Annotated in this window: 22 protein-coding genes; 16 read left to right on the top strand and 6 right to left on the bottom strand. The window is 71.8% G+C overall.

Features of this window, described 5'->3' with window-relative positions:
- Positions 1-39: 39 nt before the first annotated feature.
- Genes ACFU7D_RS06045 through acnA form a run of 6 tightly spaced genes read left to right on the top strand, consistent with a single transcriptional unit; the run spans position 40 to position 6,628 of the window.
- Positions 40-714, top strand: coding sequence for a hypothetical protein (locus tag ACFU7D_RS06045; RefSeq protein WP_378864626.1), 675 nt, complete (start codon positions 40-42; stop codon positions 712-714).
- Positions 711-1,955 carry a 3-oxo-tetronate kinase gene (otnK, locus tag ACFU7D_RS06040; protein ID WP_378864623.1) on the top strand — a complete coding sequence of 415 codons (1,245 nt, stop codon included), beginning with the start codon at positions 711-713 and terminating at the stop codon, positions 1,953-1,955. The genes ACFU7D_RS06045 and otnK overlap by 4 nt, the downstream gene beginning before the upstream one ends.
- Positions 1,952-2,581 (top strand): 3-oxo-tetronate 4-phosphate decarboxylase, encoded by a 630-nt coding sequence (otnC, locus tag ACFU7D_RS06035; protein ID WP_378864620.1) that lies wholly within the window; start codon positions 1,952-1,954, stop codon positions 2,579-2,581. The genes otnK and otnC overlap by 4 nt, the downstream gene beginning before the upstream one ends.
- On the top strand, positions 2,578-3,645 hold the full coding sequence (locus tag ACFU7D_RS06030) for an Ldh family oxidoreductase (protein ID WP_378864617.1): 1,068 nt from the start codon (positions 2,578-2,580) through the stop codon (positions 3,643-3,645). Before otnC ends, ACFU7D_RS06030 begins: the two co-directional genes overlap by 4 nt.
- Entirely contained in the window at positions 3,645-3,956 is a 312-nt protein-coding gene (locus ACFU7D_RS06025; RefSeq protein ID WP_378728915.1) for a putative quinol monooxygenase, read from the top strand. Before ACFU7D_RS06030 ends, ACFU7D_RS06025 begins: the two co-directional genes overlap by 1 nt.
- Complete coding sequence (gene acnA, locus ACFU7D_RS06020; RefSeq protein WP_378864614.1) at positions 3,953-6,628, top strand: aconitate hydratase AcnA; 2,676 nt, start codon at positions 3,953-3,955, stop codon at positions 6,626-6,628. Before ACFU7D_RS06025 ends, acnA begins: the two co-directional genes overlap by 4 nt.
- A 64-nt stretch (positions 6,629-6,692) precedes the next feature.
- On the opposite strand, the gene ACFU7D_RS06015 is transcribed toward acnA, so the two are convergent.
- On the bottom strand, positions 6,693-7,190 hold the full coding sequence (locus ACFU7D_RS06015) for a winged helix-turn-helix transcriptional regulator (RefSeq protein ID WP_378864611.1): 498 nt from the start codon (positions 7,188-7,190) through the stop codon (positions 6,693-6,695).
- A gap of 65 nt (positions 7,191-7,255) precedes the next feature.
- Between ACFU7D_RS06015 and ACFU7D_RS06010 the strand changes: the two genes are divergently transcribed.
- The 3 genes from ACFU7D_RS06010 to ACFU7D_RS06000 are packed head-to-tail and all read left to right on the top strand — an operon-like array spanning position 7,256 to position 9,148.
- Positions 7,256-7,783: a GNAT family N-acetyltransferase gene (locus ACFU7D_RS06010; RefSeq protein ID WP_378864608.1), complete on the top strand. Its 528-nt coding sequence runs from the start codon at positions 7,256-7,258 to the stop codon at positions 7,781-7,783.
- 55 nt (positions 7,784-7,838) lie between these two features.
- On the top strand, positions 7,839-8,306 hold the full coding sequence (locus tag ACFU7D_RS06005) for a peroxiredoxin (protein WP_378864605.1): 468 nt from the start codon (positions 7,839-7,841) through the stop codon (positions 8,304-8,306).
- Positions 8,303-9,148 (top strand): SDR family oxidoreductase, encoded by an 846-nt coding sequence (locus ACFU7D_RS06000; RefSeq protein ID WP_378864602.1) that lies wholly within the window; start codon positions 8,303-8,305, stop codon positions 9,146-9,148. The genes ACFU7D_RS06005 and ACFU7D_RS06000 overlap by 4 nt, the downstream gene beginning before the upstream one ends.
- Before the next feature lie 9 nt (positions 9,149-9,157).
- On the opposite strand, the gene ACFU7D_RS05995 is transcribed toward ACFU7D_RS06000, so the two are convergent.
- Positions 9,158-9,691 carry an AAA family ATPase gene (locus ACFU7D_RS05995; RefSeq protein WP_378864575.1) on the bottom strand — a complete coding sequence of 178 codons (534 nt, stop codon included), beginning with the start codon at positions 9,689-9,691 and terminating at the stop codon, positions 9,158-9,160.
- A 93-nt stretch (positions 9,692-9,784) separates the two neighbouring features.
- Between ACFU7D_RS05995 and ACFU7D_RS05990 the strand changes: the two genes are divergently transcribed.
- Entirely contained in the window at positions 9,785-10,117 is a 333-nt protein-coding gene (locus ACFU7D_RS05990; RefSeq protein ID WP_378864572.1) for a CU044_2847 family protein, read from the top strand.
- Positions 10,117-11,739 carry an STING domain-containing protein gene (locus ACFU7D_RS05985; protein WP_378864569.1) on the top strand — a complete coding sequence of 541 codons (1,623 nt, stop codon included), beginning with the start codon at positions 10,117-10,119 and terminating at the stop codon, positions 11,737-11,739. The genes ACFU7D_RS05990 and ACFU7D_RS05985 overlap by 1 nt, the downstream gene beginning before the upstream one ends.
- A gap of 18 nt (positions 11,740-11,757) precedes the next feature.
- Here ACFU7D_RS05985 and ACFU7D_RS05980 read toward each other — a convergent pair whose 3' ends face one another.
- On the bottom strand, positions 11,758-14,175 hold the full coding sequence (locus ACFU7D_RS05980) for a PEP-utilizing enzyme (RefSeq protein ID WP_378864566.1): 2,418 nt from the start codon (positions 14,173-14,175) through the stop codon (positions 11,758-11,760).
- 147 nt (positions 14,176-14,322) lie between these two features.
- Here ACFU7D_RS05980 and ACFU7D_RS05975 point away from each other — a divergent pair, with 147 nt between their 5' ends.
- The 3 genes from ACFU7D_RS05975 to ACFU7D_RS05965 are packed head-to-tail and all read left to right on the top strand — an operon-like array spanning position 14,323 to position 17,221.
- Positions 14,323-15,858, top strand: coding sequence for an FAD-binding protein (locus ACFU7D_RS05975; RefSeq protein WP_378864563.1), 1,536 nt, complete (start codon positions 14,323-14,325; stop codon positions 15,856-15,858).
- Positions 15,855-16,349 (top strand): nuclear transport factor 2 family protein, encoded by a 495-nt coding sequence (locus ACFU7D_RS05970; RefSeq protein ID WP_378864560.1) that lies wholly within the window; start codon positions 15,855-15,857, stop codon positions 16,347-16,349. The genes ACFU7D_RS05975 and ACFU7D_RS05970 overlap by 4 nt, the downstream gene beginning before the upstream one ends.
- Positions 16,349-17,221 (top strand): TIGR03619 family F420-dependent LLM class oxidoreductase, encoded by an 873-nt coding sequence (locus ACFU7D_RS05965; protein WP_378864557.1) that lies wholly within the window; start codon positions 16,349-16,351, stop codon positions 17,219-17,221. Before ACFU7D_RS05970 ends, ACFU7D_RS05965 begins: the two co-directional genes overlap by 1 nt.
- Before the next feature lie 10 nt (positions 17,222-17,231).
- Here the strand turns inward: ACFU7D_RS05965 and ACFU7D_RS05960 are convergent, their stop codons facing one another.
- Genes ACFU7D_RS05960 through ACFU7D_RS05950 form a run of 3 tightly spaced genes read right to left on the bottom strand, consistent with a single transcriptional unit; the run spans position 17,232 to position 20,402 of the window.
- Positions 17,232-18,389 (bottom strand): sulfotransferase family protein, encoded by a 1,158-nt coding sequence (locus ACFU7D_RS05960; RefSeq protein WP_378864554.1) that lies wholly within the window; start codon positions 18,387-18,389, stop codon positions 17,232-17,234.
- A gap of 25 nt (positions 18,390-18,414) precedes the next feature.
- On the bottom strand, positions 18,415-19,209 hold the full coding sequence (locus ACFU7D_RS05955) for an SDR family oxidoreductase (protein WP_378864551.1): 795 nt from the start codon (positions 19,207-19,209) through the stop codon (positions 18,415-18,417).
- A complete protein-coding gene (locus tag ACFU7D_RS05950; protein WP_378864548.1) occupies positions 19,206-20,402 on the bottom strand; it encodes a hypothetical protein in 1,197 nt (398 codons plus the stop codon). The genes ACFU7D_RS05955 and ACFU7D_RS05950 overlap by 4 nt, the downstream gene beginning before the upstream one ends.
- A gap of 187 nt (positions 20,403-20,589) precedes the next feature.
- Here ACFU7D_RS05950 and ACFU7D_RS05945 point away from each other — a divergent pair, with 187 nt between their 5' ends.
- A complete protein-coding gene (locus ACFU7D_RS05945; RefSeq protein ID WP_378864545.1) occupies positions 20,590-22,245 on the top strand; it encodes an FAD-dependent oxidoreductase in 1,656 nt (551 codons plus the stop codon).
- 7 nt (positions 22,246-22,252) lie between these two features.
- Positions 22,253-23,275, top strand: coding sequence for a 2Fe-2S iron-sulfur cluster-binding protein (locus ACFU7D_RS05940; RefSeq protein WP_378864542.1), 1,023 nt, complete (start codon positions 22,253-22,255; stop codon positions 23,273-23,275).
- The last annotated feature ends 79 nt before the right edge of the window (positions 23,276-23,354 follow it).

The following is a 23,354-nucleotide window of genomic DNA, read 5'->3' as shown; positions in this document are numbered from 1 at the left end:
CCCGAACGTACGTCCCCGACCCCAGGAGGAGCACCACCCATGTCCAGGCCCACCGTCGCGCTGATCCACGCGAGCCAGGCCTCGTTGGCCCCCGCCGACGCCGCGTTCGGCGACGAGTTCCCCGAGGCCAAGCTCTGGCACCTGCTCGACAACCGGCTCGTCTCCGACGCGGAGGCGGCGGGCGGCCTCACCGAGGAGCTGCGTGCCCGGATGAGCACGTTGATCCAGTACGCCGTCGACGGCGGTGCCGACGCGGTGCAGCTCTCGTGCTCGATGTACGGTCCCGTCGCCCACGACGTGGCGGCGCACCAACCGGTCACGGTACTGGCCTCGGACCAGGCGATGTTCGACCACGTCGTGGCGCTCCGCCCCGGGCGGATCACGGTGCTCGCATCGCTGGGCCAGGCTGCCGCTGACAGTGCTCAGCGTCTGGGGGACTGGCTTGCCGCGGCAGGGGTGGCGAGCGAGATCGAGCCGGTTCTCGTGCGCGGTGCCGCCGCTGCCGCGTCGGCCGGAGACCTCGACGAGCTGACCCGGCTGATGGCGGCCGAGGCGGTGACCGCGGCCAGGTCGGCGGAGGTCATCGTGCTCGCGCAGTACTCGCTGGCGCCCGCACTCGCGGGGATCGCGGCCGTTGTGGACGTGCCCGTCCTCAGCGCACCGCACCTGGCCGCGGGCTCGCTGGCGAGCCGGCTGACGGAGCGCGTCTCGTGATCGCGATCGGCTGCATCGCCGACGACTTCACCGGCGGTTCCGACGTGGCCGCGGCGCTGCGTCGTTCGGGGCTCTCGGTGGCGTTCCTCTTCGACGCACCCGATGAGGAGACGGTCGCCCCGGAGGTGGACGCCGTCGTCATCGCCCTCAAGACTCGGACCGTCCCGGTCGAGGATGCAGTCGCCCAGTCGCTGGCTGCGCTGGCCTGGCTGCGGGCGGGCGACGTCGAGCGGGTCTACTTCAAGTACTGCTCGACCTTCGACTCGACCGACGAGGGCAACATCGGCCCGGTCACCGACGCCCTCCTCGACGCGCTCGGTGAGTCGACCACGGTGATCTGCCCGGCCTCGCCGGAGCACGGCCGGACGACGTACCTCGGGCATCTGTTCGTGGGGGACCGGCTGCTCAGCGAGTCGCCGATGCGGCACCATCCGCTGACCCCGATGACCGATCCCGACCTGGTGCGGGTGCTGCAGCGACAGACCACCGGCGTGGTCGGGGCGCTGCCGCTGTCGACGATCACCGAAGGATCCGGCGCAGTGACGGTGGCTCTGAAGGCGCATGCCGCTGCCGGCGTACGTCACGTGGTCGCCGACGCGGTCCGCGACACGGACCTCCTCGCGATCGCTGAGGGAGCCACCGACCTCCGACTGCTGACCGGGGGAGCGGGCCTGGCAGGCGCGGCCGGTGCCGTGGCCGCGGCCGGGTCCAGGACGTCGACACCCGCGGGCGAGCTTCCTGCAGGCCCGGGGGTGGTCCTCGCCGGTTCCTGCTCGGCAGCCACGCTCGCCCAGGTCGCCGCGGCAGCCGAGGTCATGCCGTCCTATCGGCTCGACCCCACGCTCACCCCGGACCCCGCCGAGATGCTCGCCTCCGCGATCGAGTGGCTGACCGGCCATCTGGGCGAGTCACCGGTCCTGGTCTACTCCTCGGCCGGACCGGAGGAGCGTGAGCTCGCCAAGGCGGCGATGGGCGCGGAGACGTCGTCGATCCTCGAACGGACACTCGGCTCCCTCGCGCGAACGGCAACCCACCGAGGCGCCCGGCGGATCGTCGTCGCCGGGGGCGAGACCTCCGGCGCCGTCGTCCAGGCCCTCGGCGTACGCAGCGTCCTGGTCGATCACGAGGCCGACCGAGGCGTGCCGTGGTGTCTCACCGACGAGGGTCTCGCGCTGCTGCTCAAGTCGGGCAACTTCGGCACGGAGGACCTGCTGGTCCGCGCCGCGGGGGCCGAGGCATGAGCGACGTCGCTGAACAGATCGTCGAGCTGGGAGCGTCCTTCTTCAACCGCTCGCTGACCTTCGGCCGCACCGGCAATCTCAGTGCGAAGGTGGCCGAGGACCGCATCCTGCTGACGCCCACCGGTATCAGCCTCGGTGCCCTGGACCCGAGCGCGTTGTCAGTCATCGACCTCGCAGGTCGCCACGTCGACGGCGCCAAGCCGTCCAAGGAGGCCTTCCTGCACGCGGCTGTCTACCGGTCGCGGCCCACGGCGAGCGCCGTCGTACACCTGCACAGCACCCACGCCGTGGCGGTCTCCTGCCTCGCCGACATCGACCCCGCCGACGTGCTGCCGCCGCTCACCGCCTACTACGTGATGCGCGTCGGCCGGCTCCCACTGCTGCCGTACCACGAACCCGGCGACACCTCGCTCGAGACGCTCGCAGAGACGACGGCCCTTGACCACCACAGCTTCCTGGTGGCCAATCACGGCTCCGTCGTCTCCGGATCCGACCTGGCCGCCGCGGCCGACGCGGCCGAGGAGCTCGAGGAGACGGCCCGGCTCTTCCTGCTGCTCCGCGGCCACGCCACGCGACCGCTCACCCATGAACAGGTCGCAGACCTGACCCGGAGGTTCCCCTCATGACCGTCATCGCCCACCCCGACCGGCTCACCGAGTTCGGCGCCGACGTGCTCGTCTCCCTCGGCGTACCCGAGGCCGACGCCGGGCTCGTCAGCGACAGCCTCGTCACCGCCGATCTGTGGGGCCATCCGTCCCACGGCATGCTCCGCCTGCCCTGGTACGTCGCCCGGCTCCGCTCCGGCGTGATGGCGGCAGTCACCTGCGAGGAGATCGTCGTCGACACCGGCGCCCTGGCCGTCATGGACGGCCGCGACGGCGTCGGCCAGGTCATCACCGACCGGGCCGCCCGTGCCGCGGTCGCGCGCGCCGCCGTCCACGGCATCGGCGTCGTGGCCGTACGCAACAGCAACCACTTCGGCACCGCCGCCTACTGGACCCGTCGGATGGCCGAGGCCGGCTGCGTCGGGATCCTGACCACCAACGGCAGCCCGGCGATGGCCCCCTGGGGCGGCACCGAGAAGACCGTCGGCGCCAACCCGTGGTCGGTCGCGACACCGGGCGGCAGCAACCCGCCCGTTGTCCTCGACATCGCCAACACCGGCGTGGCCCGCGGCAAGATCTATGCCGCCGCCGAGCGCGGCGAGCAGATCCCCGACACCTGGGCGTTCGACACCGACGGCGTGTCCACGACCGACCCCTACGTCGCGATCCAGGGCCTGCTCGCTCCGATGGGCGGCCACAAGGGCTACGGCATCTCCTTCGTGATGGACGTGCTCTCCGGCGTCCTGACCGGGTCGGGCTATGGGACCGGCGTCGTCGGTCCCTATGTCCCCGACCGGCGTAGCGCGTGCGGCCACCTCGTGCTGGCGCTCCGGGTCGACACCGTCCTCCCCGGCGGCGAATTCGGGGCACGGATCGACGACCTGATCGCCGCGACCAAGTCGGTGCCTCGCGCCCCCGGTGTCGAGGAGATCTTCTACCCCGGCGAGATCGAGGCCCGCGCGGAAGCGGGGGGCCGGCTGACCGGCGTACGTCTGCCGGACAAGACGGTGAGCGACCTGCGTGACCTCGGTGTCGAGTGCGGCGTGGCCTTCGACGACTCGATGCTGGAGAAGGTGGCCGGCTGATGTTCACCGTCCTGGTCGACCTGACCGTCCGGCCCGAGCGCGTCGAGGAGTTCCTCGACGGCATCCGGGTCAACTCCCGCGCCTCGCTGCGCGACGAGCCCGGCTGCCTGCGCTTCGACGTGCACCGCCGTGCCGACGACCCCCACCGCTTCGTGCTGCACGAGGTCTACACCGACGAGGACGCGTTCCGCCGCGCCCACCGAGAGGCGCCGCACTACGCCGTATGGCGTGCGGTGGCGGACCGGTGCGTGGTCGAGGGCGGGCACGTCAACACGTACGCGACGCCGGCGTTCCCGGAGGACCTGGCATGACCCGCCCGAGCAAGGTGCGCTCGCTCGACTCGTTCGGGACCCGCGACACCCTCGAGGTCGACGGCAGGACGTACGAGATCCACAGCCTGGCCGGCCTCGACATCGACGCTCTGCCCTGGAGCCTGCGCGTCGTGCTGGAGAACCTGCTCCGGCACGAGGACGGCGAGCGGTCAAGCGCCGAGCAGATCGAGCTCCTGCTGGGCTGGGCCGAAGGTCCCGGCCACGACAGCGCCATCGACCTGAGCCCGTCGCGCGCCTTCCTGCACGACACCAACGGCGTGCCGACCCTGGCGGACCTCGCCGCGATGCGGGACGCGATGACCGGTCTCGGGGAGGACCCGTCGCTGGTCAACCCGCAGATCCCGGCCGAGCTCGTCATCGACCACTCGGTTATCGCCGACGTCTTCGGCCGCAGCGACGCCTTCGAGCGCAACGTCGAGATCGAGTACGTCCGCAACACCGAGCGCTACCGCTTCCTCAAGTGGGGAAAGGACACCCTCGAGGACTTCGCCGTGGTGCCGCCCGGCACTGGGATCATGCACCAGATCAACGCCGAGTACCTCTCCCGGGTCGTCACCGCCGAGGAGGGCTGGGCCTATCCCGACATCTGCCTCGGCACCGACTCCCACACGACCATGGTCAACGGCATGGGCGTGCTCGCGTGGGGCATCGGCGGCATCGAGGCCGAGGCGGTCATGCTCGGCGAGTCGCTGTCGATGCGGTTGCCGCGGGTCGTCGGCTTCCGGCTGCACGGCGACCTGCCCGAGGGTGCCACCGCGACCGACCTCGTGCTCACCATCACCGAGAAGTTGCGGCGGCACGGTGTCGTCGGGAAGTTCGTCGAGTTCTACGGACCCGGAGTCTCCGCGACGACGCTCCCGGACAGGCTCACCATCGCCAACATGAGCCCGGAGTTCGGCTCGACCTGCGCCTACTTCCCGATCGACGCGGAGACGGTGCGCTACCTCCGCTTCACGGGACGTCCCGAGGAGCAGATCCGTTTGGTCGAGGCATACGCCCAGCACCAGGGGCTGTGGTTCGACCCGGACCACGAGCCGGCCTACTCCGAGACGGTCGAGCTCGACCTGGCCACCGTCGTGCCGTCCATGGCCGGACCGCGTCGCCCGCAGGACCGGGTGCTGCTCACCGAGGCGCAGGAGGCCTTCCGGCGCTCGCTTCCGGAGGTCCTCGGGCTCGACGCCGGCACCGAGAGCCCGAGCCGCGAGGCCGAGCTGACGCTCCACGGAGACAGGCACGTCATCGACCACGGGGCCGTGGCCATCGCCGCGATCACCTCCTGCACCAACACCTCCAACCCGTCGGTCATGGTGGCCGCCGGCCTGCTCGCCAAGCGCGCCGTCGAGCGCGGTCTGGTCAGCCGGCCGTGGGTGAAGACGAGCCTGTCGCCGGGCTCGAAGGTCGTGACGGACTACCTCGCCGACGCCGGCCTGACGCCCTACCTCGAGAAGCTCGGGTTCCACCTCACCGGCTACGGCTGCATGACCTGCATCGGCGCCTCCGGGCCGCTGATCCCCGAGGTCACCGAGGCCGTCCACGAGCACGACCTCAGCGTCGTCTCGGTGCTCTCGGGCAACCGCAACTTCGACGGCCGGATCAACCCCGACGTACGGATGAACTACCTGGCCTCGCCCCCGCTGGTGGTGGCGTACGCCCTCGCCGGGACGATGGACGTCGACCTCGTCAACGACCCGCTCGGCCACGACCTCGAGGGTCGCCCGGTCCACCTGGCCGATCTGTGGCCGACCTCGCACGAGATCCAGGACGTCATCGACGGCACCGTGGAGGCGGGCATGTTCGCCAAGGCTTACGCTGACGTCTTCACCGGTGACGAGCGCTGGCAGGGTCTGGACGTCCCGGCGGGGGAGACCTTCGCCTGGGACGAGGGGTCGACCTACCTGCGCCGGCCGCCCTACCTGGACGGGATGACCCGGGAGCCGTGCCCGGTGGCCGACATCACCGGCGCCCGGGTGCTGGTCAAGCTGGGCGACTCGGTCACCACCGACCACGTCTCGCCCGCCGGGGCGATCCCGGTGCACACACCGGCCGGGCACTACCTGACGGAGCTCGGGGTCGAGCGGTTCCAGCTCAACACCTACGCCTCGCGCCGCGGCAACCACGAAGTGATGATGCGCGGCTGCTTCGCCAACGTACGCCTGCGCAACCAGCTCGTTCCCGGCGTCGAGGGCGGGTCGACGCTGAACCTGCTGACCGGCGAGACCCAGAGCGTCTACGACGCGGCGATGGCCTACCGAGAGGCCGGTGTCCCGCTGGTCGTCCTCGGTGGCAAGGAGTACGGCAGCGGATCGTCTCGCGACTGGGCGGCCAAGGGCCCGGCGCTCCTCGGCGTGCGAGCCGTCCTCGCGGAGTCGTTCGAGCGCATCCATCGCTCGAACCTGATCGGGATGGGCATCCTGCCCCTGGAGTTCCTGCCGGGGGAGTCGGCGGAGTCATGGGGTCTGACCGGCACCGAGACGTACGCCATCACCGGTCTCGACGCCCTCAACGGCCCTTCGCGTCCGGAGACCGTCGTCGTCACGGCCGGCACCACCAGCTTCGAGGTGCGGGTGCGTCTCGACACCGAACGTGATGCCGCCTACTACCGGCACGGCGGCATCACGCCCTACGTCCTGCGCCGGATCCTCGCGGACTAGGTGGGGCGGGCAGGTGGACCGAACACAGTGCCGTGGGTGAGCCCTCGGCGTCCGGGATCTCGCTTCATCCCCTCGCGGGCTCGGCACCTTCGTCGGAGGAGAGCAGGTCCATGCGCGCCAGCGGGATCGGCCGCACTTCGCGCGGTCCGCCGAGCACGTGTCCGTCCTCGCAGGTCAGCTCGAGGTGCACCTCGGCCCCGCAGTCGCGGTGCTCGAGGGCGAGGGCCGAGCCGTGTCCCTCGGCGAGATAGCGGTCGCCCCACGCCATCAGGGCGACCAGAGCGGGGTAGAGATCGAGGCCCTTCTGGGTCAGGCGGTACTCGTGGCGCTGGCGCTGACCCTCGGCGTGGTAGGGCACCCGGGTGAGCACGCCCTGCGCGACGAGGGTGTTGAGCCGGTCGGTGAGCACCGCTCGAGGGACGTCGAGGTTCTTCTGCAGGTCGGCGAAGCGGCGTACGCCGAGGAATGCCTCTCGGAGCACGAGCAGGCTCCACTTCTCGCCGACCACCGCCAGGGTGCCGGCGACCGAGCATCTGGTGCGGTCGACCTCATCTGCAAGCACGGACCAAAGCCTATATCTGCTGAATTCGTTTGACGAACTCAGATCGCGGTAGGAGAGTTCAAATCATGAACTCAGCCAAGCCTGTCGAGCTCGGCACGGTCGTCACGAGGCCGGTGCGAGCCGATGACATCGCCGCCTTCGAGCGCCTGTGGGGCCGCCTGTCCCCAGAGACGATCTACCGCCGCTTCCACTCGCCGCTACACTGCCTGTCGCTCAAGCTGCGGCGATATCTCGTCGAGGTCGACCACGACGACCGCGAGGCTCTGGTCGCGGTCATCGGGGGAGAAGTGATCGCGGTGGCACGCTATGACCGGAGTCCCGACGACTCGGGCGCGGCCGAGGTCGCGGTGCTGGTCGAGGACGCCTGGCAGGGACGCGGGATCGGGGTGCGGATGCTGCGCGAGATCGGCGGCCTGGCCGGCCGCCGCGGGATCCACGTCCTCACCGGTGACGTGCAGGCCGAGAATCGCCAGATGGTGCACATCGCCCGGTCACTGCTCGGTCCCGAGGCGGTGCGCTCCGGCGGGACGGTGGTGGAGGTACGCGGGCGTCTCCCGATCGAGCAGCTCGCGACCGTCCTGATCGCCTCCTGATCGCGTCCTCGCGGTGCGGGCGGAGGATCCCTGGCTCGCGGAGTAGGTTGACGCCATGCCTCTCGAGACCGGCGCCGTCGCGCCCGACTTCACCCTCCCCTCCCAGGACGGCACGTCCGTCACGCTCTCCTCGTTGCTCGAGAAGGGACCCGTGGTGCTCTTCTTCTACCCGGCCGCCGAGACTGCCGTGTGCACCAAGGAGGCCTGCCACTTCCGCGACCTCGCCGCGGAGTTCGAGGAGATCGGCGCCCACCGGCTCGGGATCAGCAAGGACAGCGTGGAGAAGCAGGCCGGCTTCGCCGCCAACCACGACCTCGACTATCCCGTCCTCTCCGACCCCGCCGGGTCGGTGGCCGGCCTCTACGGCGTGAAACCCAGCATCCTCGGCAAGCTCGGGCCGCTGCAGCGTACGACCTTCGCGATCGGCACCGACGGCCGGATCAAGGCCGTCGTCGAGGGGATGCTCAAGGCTGAGATCCACGCCGACGAGGCCCTCGCGGCGCTCAGGGACGAGATGGGATGACCACCCGGCCCACCATCGCGGTCACCGGGGCGACCGGGTTCGTCGGAGGTGCCGTCGCCCGTGCGCTGGGTGGCTCCGACACCGCTCTCCGTCTTCTCGTACGTGACCCCGCCAGGGCCCCCGAGATCCCCGGAGCCGACACGTTCGCAGTCACCTACGGTGACGCAGCGGCCGCGGTGCAGGCCCTCGACGGCGTCCGGACCGTGCTCATGGTCTCGGCCGCCGAGTCGGCCGACCGCCTGGATCAGCACCTCACCTTCGTCGACGCCGCCGCGTCGGCCGGGGTCGAGCACATCGTCTACACGTCCTTCTTCGGCGCCGCGCCGGATGCCATCTTCACGCTCGCCCGCGACCACTTCGCGACCGAGGAGCGGATCAAGGCGAGCGGGATGACCTACACCCTGCTGCGGGACAACTTCTACCTCGACTTCCTCCCCGCCTTGGTCGGTGAGGATGGCGTCATCCGAGGTCCAGCGGCCGATGGGCGGTTCGCGCCGGTCGCGCGGGCCGACGTGGCTCGCTCCGCCGTCGCGGCACTCACGGCACCGCAGCATCACCGAGGGCTGACGTACGACCTCACCGGACCCGAGTCACTGACGATGAGCGAGGTCGCCGACATCCTCACCGAGCACCGCGGCCGCGAGGTGCGCTATCACGACGAGACGATCGAGGAGGCCTACGCCTCGCGCCGCCGCTGGGAGGCGCCCGACTGGCAGTACGACGCCTGGGTCTCCACCTATACCGCGATCGCCGCAGGAGAGCTCGACGGGGTCAGCACGGCCGTAGCCACTCTCACCGGGCGTGAGCCCCTGAGCCTTCGCGACTACCTCGCCGCCGGCTAGCCGGCAGGGTCATCCCTGGCGGCGGACCAGGCCGACCGAGGCCATCGCGGGCCCGTCGAGGCGGTAGACCAGACCGAAGCCCTCGCCGTCGAGACGAGTCAGTGACCTGTCCATGTCGGCCCGCTGGCTACGGATGGCCTCCTCGGGGACGACCCGGCCCTTCCGCGACGCGTTCCGCGCCAGACAGTCCTCGAGCGGGACGTCGAGGGCGATGGCGACGGTCTCGACCCCGACCTTCTCGGCCAGATCGAGGTTGCGACGTCGGGCGCTCTCGTGGACGTTGGTCGCGTCGACGACCGCGATCCTGCCGGCCTCGAGGCGCGCCCGAGCGATGTAGCGCACGAGCTCGAAGGCCTGTGGCGTGACCGACTGATCCGCTTCGGAATCGGCGATGAGGGCACGGCAGTGGTCGCTTGAGATGACCTCGTACGGCCCGAAGATGCGCGTGGCGAAGGTCGACTTCCCCGAGCCCGACGGGCCGATGAGGAGGACCAGGCTGGGGGCGCCGATCGTGAGGGTGCCACCGGCAGGTACGTCGATCACGCGCCAACCGTACTGGCAGCATCGGCGAAACCACTCACGCGCGCGTTCCGGTTCCCCTACGGTTGCGGGGTTCGAAATCACGAGGAGGACGCGTTGGACTACACGCCGGTTCAGATCGGTACGTCGACCATCCTGATCGAGTCGTCGGACGACGGTCCTGGCGCAGAGGTGGACTGGCTCGGCGACGAGTTCGGCACCACCGAGACCAGCAGCCGGCTCGAGGACGCCTACGGGTCGCTCAAGCGGATGCTCCAGGACGTCTCGGCGGATCTCGGCAGCGCGCTCGCGACCTCCCCGGACGGGCCGAGCTCTGTCTCGCTGGAGCTCGCGTTCTCGCTCACCGGCAGCGCCGGCCTATGGGTCATGAAGGCGCAGGGTCAGGGGTCGGTGAAGGCCACCTTGACCTGGGACTTCGATCGGTCCTGATGGGCGTCGGCGAGCTGCTCGCGCAGGCGACCTGCGCCGTCTTGGCGAGCAAGGACGGACCTACGATCGGCACGGCCTGGCTGGGCACCGACGAGGGCCACCTCCTGACCGCGGGACACGTGGTCATGCCCCTCGCCTCGCAGGGCGAGGTGTGGGTGAGGTTTCCCGATGCCGAGACCGATGAGCGTGCGATCTTCGTGATCTCGCCGGTCCACGACAAGCCCGCCGCGCAGGACTTCGCGGTGTTGCGGCTCGAGCGCCCGAACGGCCGGCGGCCGCTGCCGTTCACCCTGGTGACCCAGGCCGACGGGCAGGTGCGCGCACGTGGCTACGGTGACAACCTGCGTAGCGCGCAGAGCGGCGGAACCGGTGTTCTGACGCCCGCCGGGAACTACCTGCGCACCAGCAGCTCGTGGGCCTACTACTTCCAGTACGAGACGACGACGCTCGCGGTCAGGGGGTTCAGCGGCGCCGCGGTCTACAGCGATCTCGCCGGTGCGGTGATCGGCATCCAGGTCGAGGCAGAGGGCGGCCGGCAGGCGTTCGCGATGCCACTGGCCAGGATCGTCGACTACTGGGAGGACCTCGTCGGCGCCGCGGTGAGACCGACGCGCGGCCGCTGTGTCCTGCTGCAGCCGAGCACGACCACCGAGGCCCAGCGAGACATCGTCCGTGAGCGGATCCTGCGGCCGGTGCTGGAGCAGCTGAACCTTGCCCTCTACGTCTCGGAGCCGTCCGGGATGCGGGGCGAGGACCTCAAGCAGCTCGAGCTCGCCGATGTGGTGATCGCCGATGTCACCGACGCCGACCCGTCGGTCGTCTACGAGCTCACCGTCGCCCAGGGTCTCGGCACCCCGGACGTCGTCATCAGGGACCGGAGCGCGGAGTCGCCGGCCGGCCGGATCTTCGACGTCCTCGACCTGGATCTCGACGACATCGAGGCGTCCAGGCGCACCGTCGAGCAGCGGCTGCTCTCGGTAAGGTCGATCTTCGAGGCACTGGGGGAGAACCCGACGAGCAACCCGGTGACGACGTTCTTCAAGGCACCGCTGACCCAGATCTCGGTGGCCAACGCCCTGGCCGCGGGCTACGCGAGGAACTTCGCGCTCCCTGTCGCCAACGCGCTGCTGGAGATCTCCACGGGACGTGGTCCGGGCAGCGTGACCGTCGACGGTGTGGAGCTGCCCGTCGAGCGGCTCCGAGACGCCACCGTGACGGTCGTGGTGCCGAGGCGGCTGGAGTGGTGCAGCGACGACTTCATCGATCTCGAGCTCGCCCAACCGGGCCTGGTCCTCCCAGCGACCGTGTCCCACCCGGACTTCTCGCGACCACGGGCGATGAAGTGCCTTCCGCTCGTCGACGGCGAACCGGTCCGGCTCCTCGACGTCTTCCCGACCACTCTGTCCACCGCCGCCGAGTCCATCGACGAGCGCTTCGACGTCGACCCCCACCGGCGTACGAGCGACCACTGGAGGGCGCTGGAGCAGAAGGAGATCGACCGCTTCCACAGCAAGCTCGTCAAGCGCATCCGCTCTGCCGGCGACCGCCGCGTCGGCCCCCGGTTCCTCCGCGACGTCATCCGCGTCTCCACCGCCGCCGCGGTGTTTCCGGACCTGACCTGAGGGTCGAGGGCATCCCTCTCACACAGCGGTCTCCTCGGCGGTGGCCGGGGCGTCGTCGGCGAGGAGGGTGACGGTGCCGGTGACTCCGTCGACCCGGACCAGCTGCCCATCGCGCAGACTGGTGGTGGCGTGCTTGGTGTCGACGACGCACGGGATGCCGAACTCGCGGGCGACGATGGCAGCGTGCGAGGCGGCGCCGCCGATGTCGGTGACGACGGCCGAGCTGTAGCCGAACATCGCGGTGTGGCCGACGTCGGTGACCGAGGCGACGAGGATGTCGCCGGGCTCGATGTCGTCGTCGGGGCCGCGCAGCACGCGGACCGTACCCTCGACGGTGCCGGGGGAGACGCCGATGCCGGTGAGCTCGCCGCCGACCTCGAGCTGCTCGTGGTCGAGCTCCGGCTCCCACTTCCCGACGACGACGTCGGGCATCCGGATCGCGGCGAGGCGTACGCGCTGGTCCCGGCGGCGGGCGACCCGCTGCCGCAGGTCGTCCGGGGCGGCGAAGGCCTCGTCCAGGGTCAGGTAGAAGACATCGGCAGGCTCGTCCATCAGGCCGCGGTCCACCAGGCGCCGGCCCTGTTCGCCGATCGCCAGCCGCAGCGCGTGGGTGTAGCGCACCACCCCGTCGCGACCGCGTTCGCGGGCGAGGGTGGCACCTGCCGCCATCCGGCCGGTCCGGGTACGCGGCGGGGTGACCGGGTCGCGCCGCGGGGCGGGCTGCTGGGCGGCACCGGCGGCGGAGGAGACCAGCATCTGCGGGCTGGAGGCGAAGGCGGGGTTCTCCAGCTCGCACTCTCCGGGACCTCGGTGGCCCATCTCGGCCAGCTCGGCATCGAGCGCGGCGGCGAGCTCCGGGGAGGCTGCGCGGAGCTGGTCCACCCGGCCTGCGCGAGCGAGCTCGACGAGCTCCGGCCGGCCGCGCAGCACCGCGGCAAGGCGCTCCACGGCCAGCATGGTGCGGGCGGACTCGAGCCGCTCGACGTCGATGTTGACCGGCTCGGGGTCCTTGCCGCGCTCGTGGATCGCACCGGCCGCGCTGGTGAGCATCACCCCGATCGAGGCGACGCACCAGCCGTGGGCCAAGCGGTCGCGCCACAGCAGCGCGCGGGCGTGCAGTTGGGCGTCGTCGAGGTCGGCGATCCGGTCGGCGTCGAGGACCTCACGGCGGGCCGCGGCGTTGATGCGCTCGGCCTCCTCCTTGAACCTGCGGGCGCGGTTGATGACCTGGGTCGTCGCGCGGAGGGTGGCCCGGCGCTTGGCCAGACCGGTCGGCATCGGCGGGCCGCCCTCGGGCCGGAACACCACGTGCTCGGGGATGTTGCCGTAGGCGTCGCGGCGGACCGAGGCCTCGTCCCAGCCGGGCATGTTCTCGACGATGTTCACGCCGACGGAGGCGTTGATGTAGACGCAGTGGCCGAGCGTGCTCACGACCATGCTCGACTGCTGGTCGAGGGCCGTGCCCTCCAGGGACAGCATCATGCCCATGTCCTCGTTGGAGATACGGATCGCGGCGACCTGCAGATCCAGCGTCATCGGGGTCATCGGGCCGGGCATCGCCTCGGAGGTGTTGGTCGCGGTGAGCACCGACAGCCGCGGGTCGAGCAGGGTGTCGAACTCGCCCTGCAGCTCCGGCGGCCCGACGGGCTCCAACGTCCCGCCGTCGCCGGCGGGCAGGTTGTTCGGGATGACGTACGCCGGCAGCGCGAACCGGCCGGGCGCCAGTACGGCCTCCCCGCGCCTGACGGTGCGGCCGACCAGGGCGCGGACCAGGTCCTCGACGGCCTCGGTCGCGGTCCAGCCGTACCCGGCCGGTTCCGCCGCCGTCAGTCGTGGCGGAGCCGGCCGCGGCCGGACGCCGCGCAGCCGAGGACGTACGCCGGCCGTCGTGAGCAGGTCCCGGGCCTGAGCAGCGGTCACCGTGCCGGGTGCGGCCAGCTCGACGGTGCCGGTGACCCGCTCGGAGACGGCGTCGGCGAGGAAGCGGGTCTGGTCGTCGTGATGGAGCACCTGCCAGGGACCGTCCGTGCGCAACAGTCCGGCGAGGGTCCGCAGCGCGTCGGCGTCGCCCCGGCGCCCCGCCGGTGGGGCCGAGCGGACGACCAGGAGCTGGGCGCCGGCGGTGGTCAGCGCGGTCTCGGCGGGGGAGTCGTCCCCGGCAACGACCGGCAGGATCACGCGTACGCCGTGCCGGGCCGCGGCTTCGGCCAGTGCCCGGTGCCCCTCGCCGGCCAGATGGACGACGACCTCGGAACCCGTGACCGCCCGGTCCCGTGCCGTGTCGTCGGTGGCATCGGCGACGACCAGGTCGACACGAGGATCGACGTAGCGGTGCCGTTCGGTGTCGAGGCCGACGACCTCGTGCCTGCCGGCCAGCAACAGCCGGGACAGGTCTCGGCCGGCCGGTCCGGAAACTCCCGTGATCAGGACACGCATGCGTCCTCCTCCTCGCGTCGTCGTGAGGCCCGCGGTGGGCCGTTCCGAGAGAGACTCCACGGTGTGGCCGCGGTCACATAACGGAGTCTCACTCAGCGGGAGCAGCGTGCGACGGGACGGTGTCGGGCGAGCAGTGTCGGCCCGGTGATGACCTGGGACGAAGAGCACGATGTCGTAGTTGTAGGTGCCGGCGGAGGCGGCCTGACCGGTGCCTGGGCCGCTGCGCGAGCAGGGCTGGACGTGCTGCTGGTCGAGGCCAGCGACCGCTACGGCGGCACGACCGCGTACTCCGGTGGCGGGATGTGGTTCCCCGGGAACGCGGTGCTCCGCGACGGCGGCGTGGCCGACGACGCCGACGAGGCACGGGACTACTTCCGCGCGGTCGTCGGCGACCGCACCCCGCAGACGCTGCAGGACGCCTTCCTGGCGGCAGGTCCACGGCTGGTCGACGAGCTGCTCACCGACGAGGCGCTGGTGTTCGAGCCGTTCCCGTGGCCGGACTACTACGGCCGCGTACCGGGTGCGCGGGAGGTCCGCCAGATCCGCGCGCTCACGCTGGACCCGGCCGAGCTCGGTCCGCTCGCCGGCACCGTGCGGCCGACCCTCAAGGTCGACCGGGCCGGCGAGCAGGCGCCCGCCGAGCTCGTCGGCGGGCAGGCCCTGATCGGCCGGCTGCTGCTGGCCCTCTCGCGGCTGCCGCAGGCGCAGCTGCGGCCGGAGACCGCCTGTGCCGAGCTGGTGGTCGACGGCGGCCGTGTCGTCGGCATCGTCACCGAGAACGCCGGCGGGCCCCGCCGGATCCGTGTCCGCCGCGGCGTCCTGATCGCCTCGGGCGGTTTCGAGCAGAACGCCGCCATGCGGACCGAGCACGGAGTGCCCGGCAGCGTCACCGGCGCGATGGGTCCCGAGGGAAACCAGGGGCGGGCGATCCGGGCGGCGATCGACATCGGCGCGGACACCGACCTGATGGACCAGGCGTGGTGGGCTCCCGGCCTCGCGCATCCCGACGGCACCACCTCGTTCTCGCTCTGGTTCACCGGCGGCATCTTCGTCGACCGCGACGGCCGCCGTTTCGTCAACGAGTCGCTGCCCTACGACCGGATCGGCCGCGCCGTGATCGACGGTCAGCGTGCCGGGACCGTCGGGACGACGTACTGGATGGTCTACGACGACCGCGAGGGGCTGGCTCCGCCGGTGCGCTCGACGACACTGCCGCTCGCGCCGCAGGAGGAGTACGTCGCCGCCGGGCTCTGGCACACCGCGGACACGCTGGGCGGGCTCGCCGAGGCGATCGGCGTTCCGGTCGAGGAGCTGGAGGCAACCGTGCAGCGCTTCAACGGCTTCGCCGAGACCGGCCGGGACGACGACCACGGTCGCGGCGACGAGCCATACGACCGGGCCTTCTCCGGCGGCGGCTCGCCGCTGGTCCCGATCGCCGAGGGTCCGTTCCATGCGGCCGCATTCGGGCTCTCCGACCTCGGGACCAAGGGCGGTCTGCGCACCGACGAGCACGCCCGGGTCCTGGCGAGGGACGGCGAGGTGATCCCTGGGCTCTACGCGGCGGGCAACTCGATGGCAGCCGTGAGCGGCACGACGTACCCCGCGGGCGGCAACCCGATCGCCGCGAGCATGGCGTTCAGCCACCTCGCGATCCAGCACCTGACCGAGAGCGAGGAGCGATGACGACGGACCCGATGACGACGGACCGGCAGTCGGCGGACCGATGGGCGATCATGGAGCTCAAGCACCGCTACGTACGCGGCGTCGACCTGCGCGACTGGGACGGCGTGGCCGCGACGTTGGCGCCGGAGATGACCGCGAGCTACCGCCCCGACCTGGTCACGGAGGGCGCCGAGGCGCTGGTCGCGGAGCTGCGGTCGCGTCTCGACGAGCACCGGATCACCGTGCACCAGCTCGGCCACCCCAGCATCGAGATCGACGGCGACCGGGCAACGGCGACCTGGACGATGTCGGACCGCACGATCTGCACAGACATCGGCTACGTCGTCGAGGGCGCCTCGGTCTCGCACGACAGCTACCGGCGCGACCCCGACCGCGGCTGGCTGGTCACCGCGATCCGCTACGACCGGTTCTGCGAGACCACGGTCTCGTTCCAGGACATGCCGAGCTTCGACGTACGCGCCACGCCCTACCAGATGCTCGACCTGCCCTGATGCGGTGGGCGATGTCGGTGGCGATGGTGCCGCCGGAGGAGCTGGCCGAGCTGGCGCAGCTGGCGGAGAGTGTCGGGTTCGACGCCGTCTCGCTGCCGGACTCGGTCTTCTATCCCGAGCAGGTGACGGGCGACTACCCGTTCACCCCGGACGGCCGGCGGATGTGGGCGCCCGAGACGCCGATGCCCGACCCGCTGGTGACCATTGCCGCGCTGGCCGCGGTCACCGACCGGATCCGATTCCAGCCCTCGGTGCTCAAGCTGCCTCTGCGCGAGCCGCTGCTGCTGGCCAAGCAGGTCGCCTCGCTGGCCGTGCTGTCGGGGGACCGGGTGTCGCTCGGCGTCGGGATGTCCTGGATCCCCGAGGAGTTCCGGTTCACGGGAACCGAGATGCGTACGCGGGGCGCTCGCAGCGACGATGCGATCGAGATCCTGCGGCTGATCTGCGGGGGCGGACCGCGCTGGGTGGAGCACCACGGCACGCACCACGACTTCGACCGGCTGATGGTCGCACCCGCCCCGGTCACCCCGGTGCCGATCCTCGTCGGGGGACACAGCGACGCCGCCCTGCGCCGGGCGGCGCGGCTCGGCGACGGCTGGATCGCGGCCAACGTGCCCTACGCCGACCTGGAGCGGGCGATCGCCCGGCTCCACGTGCTGCGCCGCGACCACGGCCGCGACGAGGAGGACTTCGCCGTCTGGGCCTCACCGGTCGGCGTCACCGACGTCGACGGCTTCCGGCAGCTGGCGGCGGCCGGCGTCACCGACGTCTATCTCGCGCCGTGGCGGTTCTTCGGGCACGGGCTCGCCGACCGGGCGACCCGGCTGGAGTCCGTACGTCGCTTCGCCGACGACGTCATCTCCCGGTTCTGACCGAGCGCCCTCAGCGGACCGGGTGAGCGGCGAGGTAGGCCGAGAAACGCTCGGCCACCTCGTCCTCGCTCAGTCCGAACTCCGCCAGCGAGTAACGGTGGTCGGGCCGGCGCTCGCCCCGACGGCTGACGTCGTCGGCCGCGACCACGGCCGCGCGCACCGACTCGTCGAACGGCGTCCCGAGGGCGGCGTAGACCCGGGCGACGGTGCCGACCGGGTCGGCGACGAACTCGTCGTAGTGCACGTCCACGAATCGACCGGGATCGTGCCGGGCGCGCTCGGCGAGGAACCGCTCGGTCGCACCGGCCCACAGCTCGAGGCTGTCGCGCCCGACGACGGGCGGGGTGAAGACGTCGGAGTGACCGCGGGAGGTGCGGGAGGTCAGGCTGCTCACCGAGGCGATCACGGAGCGCGGGTCCCGATGGGTCTGCACGACGAGCGCGTCGGGGTAGACCGCGAGCAGCGCGTCCAGCGAGAAGAGGTGGCCCGGGTTCTTCAGCACCCAGCGCCGCTCCGGGCTCGTCATGGCGATGAGCTGGAGGATGCGCCGGTGCCGGGCGTACGTCCCGGTCTGGTCCTGTCCGGCCAGCCAGCGCGTGTACGCCGGCAGGTGCGCGACGCTCGGGAACGCGAGCGAGCGCAGGCCCTGCCGCTCCAGCCACCAGCACTCCTCGACGGCGTCGGGCGACATGAAGTGCATCCCCTTGAGGCCGGGGACGGCGGCGTTGCGCCGGTCGATGGCCGCCTGCATCGTGCCGAAGTCGAGGTTCGCCGGCCATTCCTCACGGGCGGGACGCGGCTGGGGCGCGGCCGCGAGCCACATCTCCAGTCCTTGGTGGGCCGGGTCGACGCACAGCAGCCGGTGCAGGGCCGTGGTGCCGGAGCGCGGCAGACCGGTCACGAACACCGGCCGCGCCACCGGCGTCGCGACGTGTCCGGGGTGCGAGCGCCAGGCGGCCTCGGTGCGCAGCCGGGAGGCGAGTGACTGGACCAGCGTCTCGGTGATCTTCGCCCAGCCGGCCTCGGTGAGACCGGCCTCGGCCGTGTAGGCCTCGAGCAGCACGGCGAGGGGCTCATGGAGGTCGGCGTCGCCGAAGTCGGCCAGGCCGGTGCGCGCGACGGCACGCTCGTGGAGCTGCTCGGCGAGCGTCGAAATGGGGACGGACATGGTTCCTCCCGGGTCAGCGATGGGGTCAGTGGTGGGTGGCGCCGGCGGTGACGTCGAGGCACTGCCCGGTGACGGCCCGGGCCAGGTCGGAGGCGAGGAAGAGCGCTGCGTCGGCGATCTCGTCGGGGCGGGGCAGGCGCCGCAGGTCGGTCCCGCCGGCGATCTCGTCGTGGATCGCGTCCGGCGTGGTGCCCCGTTCGCGGGCCGCCTTGGCGAACGAGTCGCGCACGGCGTCGGCCCAGATGTAGCCCGGCGCCACGGAGTTGACCCGGACCCCCTGCGGCCCGAGCTCGATCGAGAGGCTCCGGGCAAGCGCGAGCAGGCTCGACTTCGTCATCCGGTACGCCCCGAACCCGGGCAGCCGGTTGCGGATGATCATCGAGTTCATCACCACGACCGCACCTCGGGACGCGGCCAGGGCGGGCGCGCAGCGGCGTACCAGCTCCAGGGCCATCAGCGGCGACTCGAGCTCCGCGCGGACGGTGTCCAGGCCTGTGTCGAGCAGCGGCTCGCGCGAGGGTGCGTGGTAGGCGTTGTGCAGCACCGCGTCCAGCCGCCCGTGCTCGGCGAGGGTGGCCTCCACCAGCGCGGCCACCGCGGCCGGGTCGGTCAGGTCGGTGGGCACCGCGAGCACCCGGTTCCCGGTTGTGCCCAGCTCCCCGGCAAGCTCCTCGAGGCGTACCGCGCTCCGCGAGGCGAGCACCAGGTCCGCCCCGGCGGCGGCGGCGCTACGCTCGGCCAGCGCCCGACCGAGCCCGGGACCCACGCCGGCGACCAGGACGACCTTGCCGGCGAGCACCCCGGAGACCGGGGAACTCATGACAGCATCCGGTCGGCGACGGCGGCCTGACGGTCGGCGATGCGCCGGGACCACTGCTGCGGCGTGACCCGCTGACCGTCGTGGAAGGGGAGCCGCTCGGGGAGGCTCGCGAAGGGCACCACCTCGGTGGCCGGGCCGTCGGCCTCGGTGAGCGGCCGGTCGACGCGCTGCCAGCGGATCTGCAGATAGCCCCGCTCATGGCCGGTGGTCTCCAGCCAGTTGGCCAGGCCGGGGTCGCGGTGGCTGATGACGAACCGGATCTTGCCGTCGGGGTCGACGTGCGCCTGGGCGGTGGTGAGGCTGGTCTGGTGGTTGGCGTAGTCGAGGGAGACGTACCACCGGCTACCGAGCTGCATCCCCTGGTAGGGCATCCCGGAGGCGGGCACGGTGACGACCAGCGCCTCGTCCGCCCGCAGGTCGTAGTGGCCGGCCGAGCTGAACTGGCTGGTCAGGCCACCGGGGGTGGACTTGGGGGCGTACATCGTGTTGACCGGCTGGTCGAGATAGAAGAGCTCGACGAACTCCAGGAAGGTGCGGGCGTAGCCGACCAGGGTCCGGCCGGCCCGCGCGTAGCGGGACTCCACGGTCTCCAGGGTGAGCGGCCGGGCGGGTGCGCCGATCCGGTCGGCCCGCTGCACCCGCAGCGTGCCTGCCTGCTCGCCGGCCCAGTCGCTGAACGTCTGCCGAACCAACAGCCGGGACGAGTCGGGTGCCAGCGTGAAGTAGCCGGGGCCGGCGTCGTCCCGCGGCGGACCGAAGCGGAGCTCGAAGCCGCCGTCGGGGGAGACCGGGAAGTCCCGGTCGTCGAAGGCGAGGTGGCTGGCGGGGGCGGTGCTGCCGGCGTGCGAGCCACCGAGCACCTGGAAGACCAGGTCCGCGCAGGTGCCGCGGGTGCCGGTCACGACGTACTCCGCATCGCCGGTGATCTGGGCGGCGAAGTAGAGCGTGTCCGGGTTGTCCAGACCCATCTTGGTCCACGGCGTCGAGGGCCGGGCGAAGTACGGATCCTCCGGGTCGCCGGCCCAGGCGCTGCCCAGCGCCACCTTGACCAGCCCGGCCAGGTAGTCGAGCCCCTCGGCCAGATCGCGCTCGTCGTCGACGTGCGGGGCCGAGCGCACGATCCGCTCCGCCTCGGCGATGGCCTCGGTCAGCTGTGCGACGCCACGGGATTCCTGGATGCGTACGTCCGTCATGGACTTCCTCCTGCCGGGTGACCTGCGAGGTGCTGGTCGTCGGGACGCTAGGGAGGGCCGGACGGCCGCGGCACCGAGGTCCCGCTGACCGGAACCAGGACGGAGGTTTCGCTGGGTGGGACTTCCTCACCACGGAGCCGGTTCACGCGGTTCCTTGGGGTTTCGCACCCGAAACGCAGGAGGAAACATGACGCCAGGCTGGTCCCACGAGGTCGACGTGCTGGTCGTGGGCAGCGGCGCGGGCGGCATGACGGCCGCGCTCACCGGTGCCCTCGAGGGCCTGGAGACGCTGCTGGTCGAGAAGGCGCCGGTCTACGGCGGCACCACCGCACTCTCGGGCGGCGGGATCTGGGTGCCCAACAACCCGGCCGTCACGAAGGCCGGCGTGACCGACCCGCCGCAGCGGGTCATCGAGTACCTCGAGCACATCACCGAGGGCCGCATCCCGCGCAGCCGGCTGGCGGCGTACGTCGAGCACGGTCCCGCGATGTTCGAGATGTTCGGCGCCCGCACCCGGCACCTGGAGTTCTCCTGGTGCCCCGGCTACGCCGACTACCACCCCGAGGCTCCGGGCGGTCGTCCCGAGGGCCGCTCCGTGGAGTGCCCGCCCTTCGACCTGGATCTCCTGGGCGACCTCGCCGAGACGCTGCGGGGCAGCAGCATGAAGGTGCCCGGCGGGCTGGTGATCACCTCGGCCGACTACGTGAAGCTCAACATGCTGACCCGCACCTGGCTCGGGCGGCGGACGGCCTTCCGGCTCGGTGTCCAGGGCGCGCTCGACCGCCTGCGCCGTCGTCGGATGGTCTCCCTCGGCCAGTCGCTGGTGGCCCGGCTGCGGGCGAGCCTGGTCGACGCCGGCGTACCGGTCTGGCTGGACTCGCCGCTGCTCGACCTGGTCCGCGACGAGAAGGGGACCGTCGTCGGCGCGGTCGTCCGGCACGACGGCGACGCCGTACGTGTCCGGGCCCGCAAGGGCGTCGTGATCGCCTCCGGCGGCTTCGACCACAACGAGACCATGCGCAAGGAGCACCTGCCCGAGGTCGGCCGCGACGACGTGTCCGGCGGGGCAGAGTCCAACACCGGCGACGGCATCACGGCCGGTCAGGCCGTGGGCGCGGCCGTCGACCTGATGGACGACGCCTGGTGGATGCCCTCGATCCGTCGCCCCGACGGCAAGGTGCACGCGCTGGTCGCGGAGCGCTCCATCCCCAACTCGCTGATCGTCACCCCGCAGGGTGAGCGGTTCGCCAACGAGGCCTCGCCGTACGTCACCTTCGTGCACGCCCAGATCGAGGGCGGCCACCCCTACCTGTGGTTCGTGATGGACCAGACCGCCCGCCGCCGCTACCCGTTCGGCGCGGTCATCCCGGGCAAGGACTTCCCCGAGACCTGGTACGAGGCCGGACTGGCCCACCGCGCCGACACCATCGCCGGTCTGGCCGAGGCGATCGGTGTCCCCGCCGGGACCCTGGAGGCGACGGTGGCCCGCTACAACGCGATGGTCCCGACCGGCCGCGACGACGACTTCGGCCGCGGCGAGAGCGCCTACGACCGCTACTACGGCGACCCGACCCTGCCGAACCCCGTGCTCGGCACGGTCGCCGAGGGCCCCTACCTCGCGGTGCGGATCGAGGCCGGCGACCTCGGCACCAAGGGTGGTCTGCTGACCGACGAGCACGCCCGCGTCCTCGACGCCTCCGGCGCGACGATCCAGGGCCTGTACGCCACCGGCAACGCTGCCGCCTCCGTCATGGGCAACGACTACGCCGGCGCCGGCGCCACCATCGGGCCGGCCATGGTCTTCGGGTACGTCGCCGCCCGGCACGCTGCCGGGGAGAGGTGAGCTCGCCATGTCCGTGAGGCTGCGCGTCGTCGACGTGATCGAGGAGACCGCCGACGCCCGGTCGATCGTCCTCGAGGCGCCGACCGAGGCGGCCGACCGGTTCGCCTACCTGCCCGGGCAGTTCCTGACCGTGCGGGTGCCGCACGCCGAGGGCGACCTGGCCCGCTGCTACTCGCTGGCCAGCGACCCCGGCGGCGGTGAGCCGATGAAGGTGACCGTGAAGCGGGTCGTCGACGGGCGCGGCTCCAACTGGCTCTGCGACCAGGTCGAGGCCGGCGCCGAGCTCGAGGTCCTGCCGCCGTCGGGAGTGTTCACCCCGGCCGCCTCCCACGGTGACCTGCTCCTGGTCGCCGGCGGCAGCGGCATCACCCCGGTGATGTCGATCCTCAAGGCGGCCCTGCGCGGCGACGCGCGGGTGGCGCTGTTCTACGCCAACCGCGACCCGGAGTCGGTGATCTTCCGTGCCGAGCTCGACGAGCTCGCCGCCCGGCATCCCGACCGGGTCGTGGTGACCCACTGGCTGGAGAGCGACCGTGGCCTGCCGAGTGCCGCCGACCTCGCCGCCTGGGCCGGACCCCATCCCGAGCGCGAGGTCTTCGTCTGCGGGCCGGAGCGGTTCATGGCGCTCGCCGAGCAGGCGCTCGCCGAGGCCGGCCTGCCCCGCAGCGCGGTCCACGTGGAGCGGTTCCTATCGCTCGAGGGAGATCCGTTCGCGGCACCCTCGCCCGGCACCTCCGGCGGTGAGGTCGTCGAGGGCGAGCCGACCGTCGAGGTCACCCTCGACGGCGAGACCCGCACGCTCGGCTGGCAGCGGGAGACCCCGTTGCTCGACGTCCTGCTCGCAGCCGGGCTCGAGGCTCCGTACTCCTGCCGGGAGGGCTCCTGCAGCGCGTGCACCTGCCTGGTCCTGGACGGCGAGGTGAAGCTGCTGCGCAACACCGTGCTCGGCCGCGAGGACCTGGAGGACGGCTACACGCTGGCCTGCCAGGCCGTCCCGCTCACCGACGACGTACGCGTCACCTACGAATGATCGACCGGAGGAAACCTACGATGGGAACGCTCGACGACAAGGTCGTCATCATCACCGGAGGCGCGCGCGGCATGGGTGC

The sequence above is a fragment of the Nocardioides sp. NPDC057577 genome (assembly GCF_042801335.1).
Taxonomy (GTDB): domain Bacteria; phylum Actinomycetota; class Actinomycetes; order Propionibacteriales; family Nocardioidaceae; genus Nocardioides.
This window is presented reverse-complemented; position numbering and strand designations above follow the sequence as displayed.

Bases quoted from the DNA above. Each gene is read 5' to 3' on its own strand.
- ACFU7D_RS06045 (WP_378864626.1), top strand. From the start codon at position 40: ATGTCCAGGCCCACCGTCGCGCTGATCCACGCGAGCCAGGCCTCGTTG.
- otnC (WP_378864620.1), top strand. From the start codon at position 1,952: ATGAGCGACGTCGCTGAACAGATCGTCGAGCTGGGAGCGTCCTTCTTC.
- ACFU7D_RS06030 (WP_378864617.1), top strand. From the start codon at position 2,578: ATGACCGTCATCGCCCACCCCGACCGGCTCACCGAGTTCGGCGCCGAC.
- ACFU7D_RS06025 (WP_378728915.1), top strand. From the start codon at position 3,645: ATGTTCACCGTCCTGGTCGACCTGACCGTCCGGCCCGAGCGCGTCGAG.
- acnA (WP_378864614.1), top strand. From the start codon at position 3,953: ATGACCCGCCCGAGCAAGGTGCGCTCGCTCGACTCGTTCGGGACCCGC.
- ACFU7D_RS06010 (WP_378864608.1), top strand. From the start codon at position 7,256: ATGAACTCAGCCAAGCCTGTCGAGCTCGGCACGGTCGTCACGAGGCCG.
- ACFU7D_RS06005 (WP_378864605.1), top strand. From the start codon at position 7,839: ATGCCTCTCGAGACCGGCGCCGTCGCGCCCGACTTCACCCTCCCCTCC.
- ACFU7D_RS06000 (WP_378864602.1), top strand. From the start codon at position 8,303: ATGACCACCCGGCCCACCATCGCGGTCACCGGGGCGACCGGGTTCGTC.
- ACFU7D_RS05985 (WP_378864569.1), top strand. From the start codon at position 10,117: ATGGGCGTCGGCGAGCTGCTCGCGCAGGCGACCTGCGCCGTCTTGGCG.
- ACFU7D_RS05980 (WP_378864566.1), bottom strand. From the start codon at position 14,175: ATGCGTGTCCTGATCACGGGAGTTTCCGGACCGGCCGGCCGAGACCTG.
- ACFU7D_RS05975 (WP_378864563.1), top strand. From the start codon at position 14,323: ATGACCTGGGACGAAGAGCACGATGTCGTAGTTGTAGGTGCCGGCGGA.
- ACFU7D_RS05970 (WP_378864560.1), top strand. From the start codon at position 15,855: ATGACGACGGACCCGATGACGACGGACCGGCAGTCGGCGGACCGATGG.
- ACFU7D_RS05965 (WP_378864557.1), top strand. From the start codon at position 16,349: ATGCGGTGGGCGATGTCGGTGGCGATGGTGCCGCCGGAGGAGCTGGCC.
- ACFU7D_RS05960 (WP_378864554.1), bottom strand. From the start codon at position 18,389: ATGTCCGTCCCCATTTCGACGCTCGCCGAGCAGCTCCACGAGCGTGCC.
- ACFU7D_RS05955 (WP_378864551.1), bottom strand. From the start codon at position 19,209: ATGAGTTCCCCGGTCTCCGGGGTGCTCGCCGGCAAGGTCGTCCTGGTC.
- ACFU7D_RS05950 (WP_378864548.1), bottom strand. From the start codon at position 20,402: ATGACGGACGTACGCATCCAGGAATCCCGTGGCGTCGCACAGCTGACC.
- ACFU7D_RS05945 (WP_378864545.1), top strand. From the start codon at position 20,590: ATGACGCCAGGCTGGTCCCACGAGGTCGACGTGCTGGTCGTGGGCAGC.
- ACFU7D_RS05940 (WP_378864542.1), top strand. From the start codon at position 22,253: ATGTCCGTGAGGCTGCGCGTCGTCGACGTGATCGAGGAGACCGCCGAC.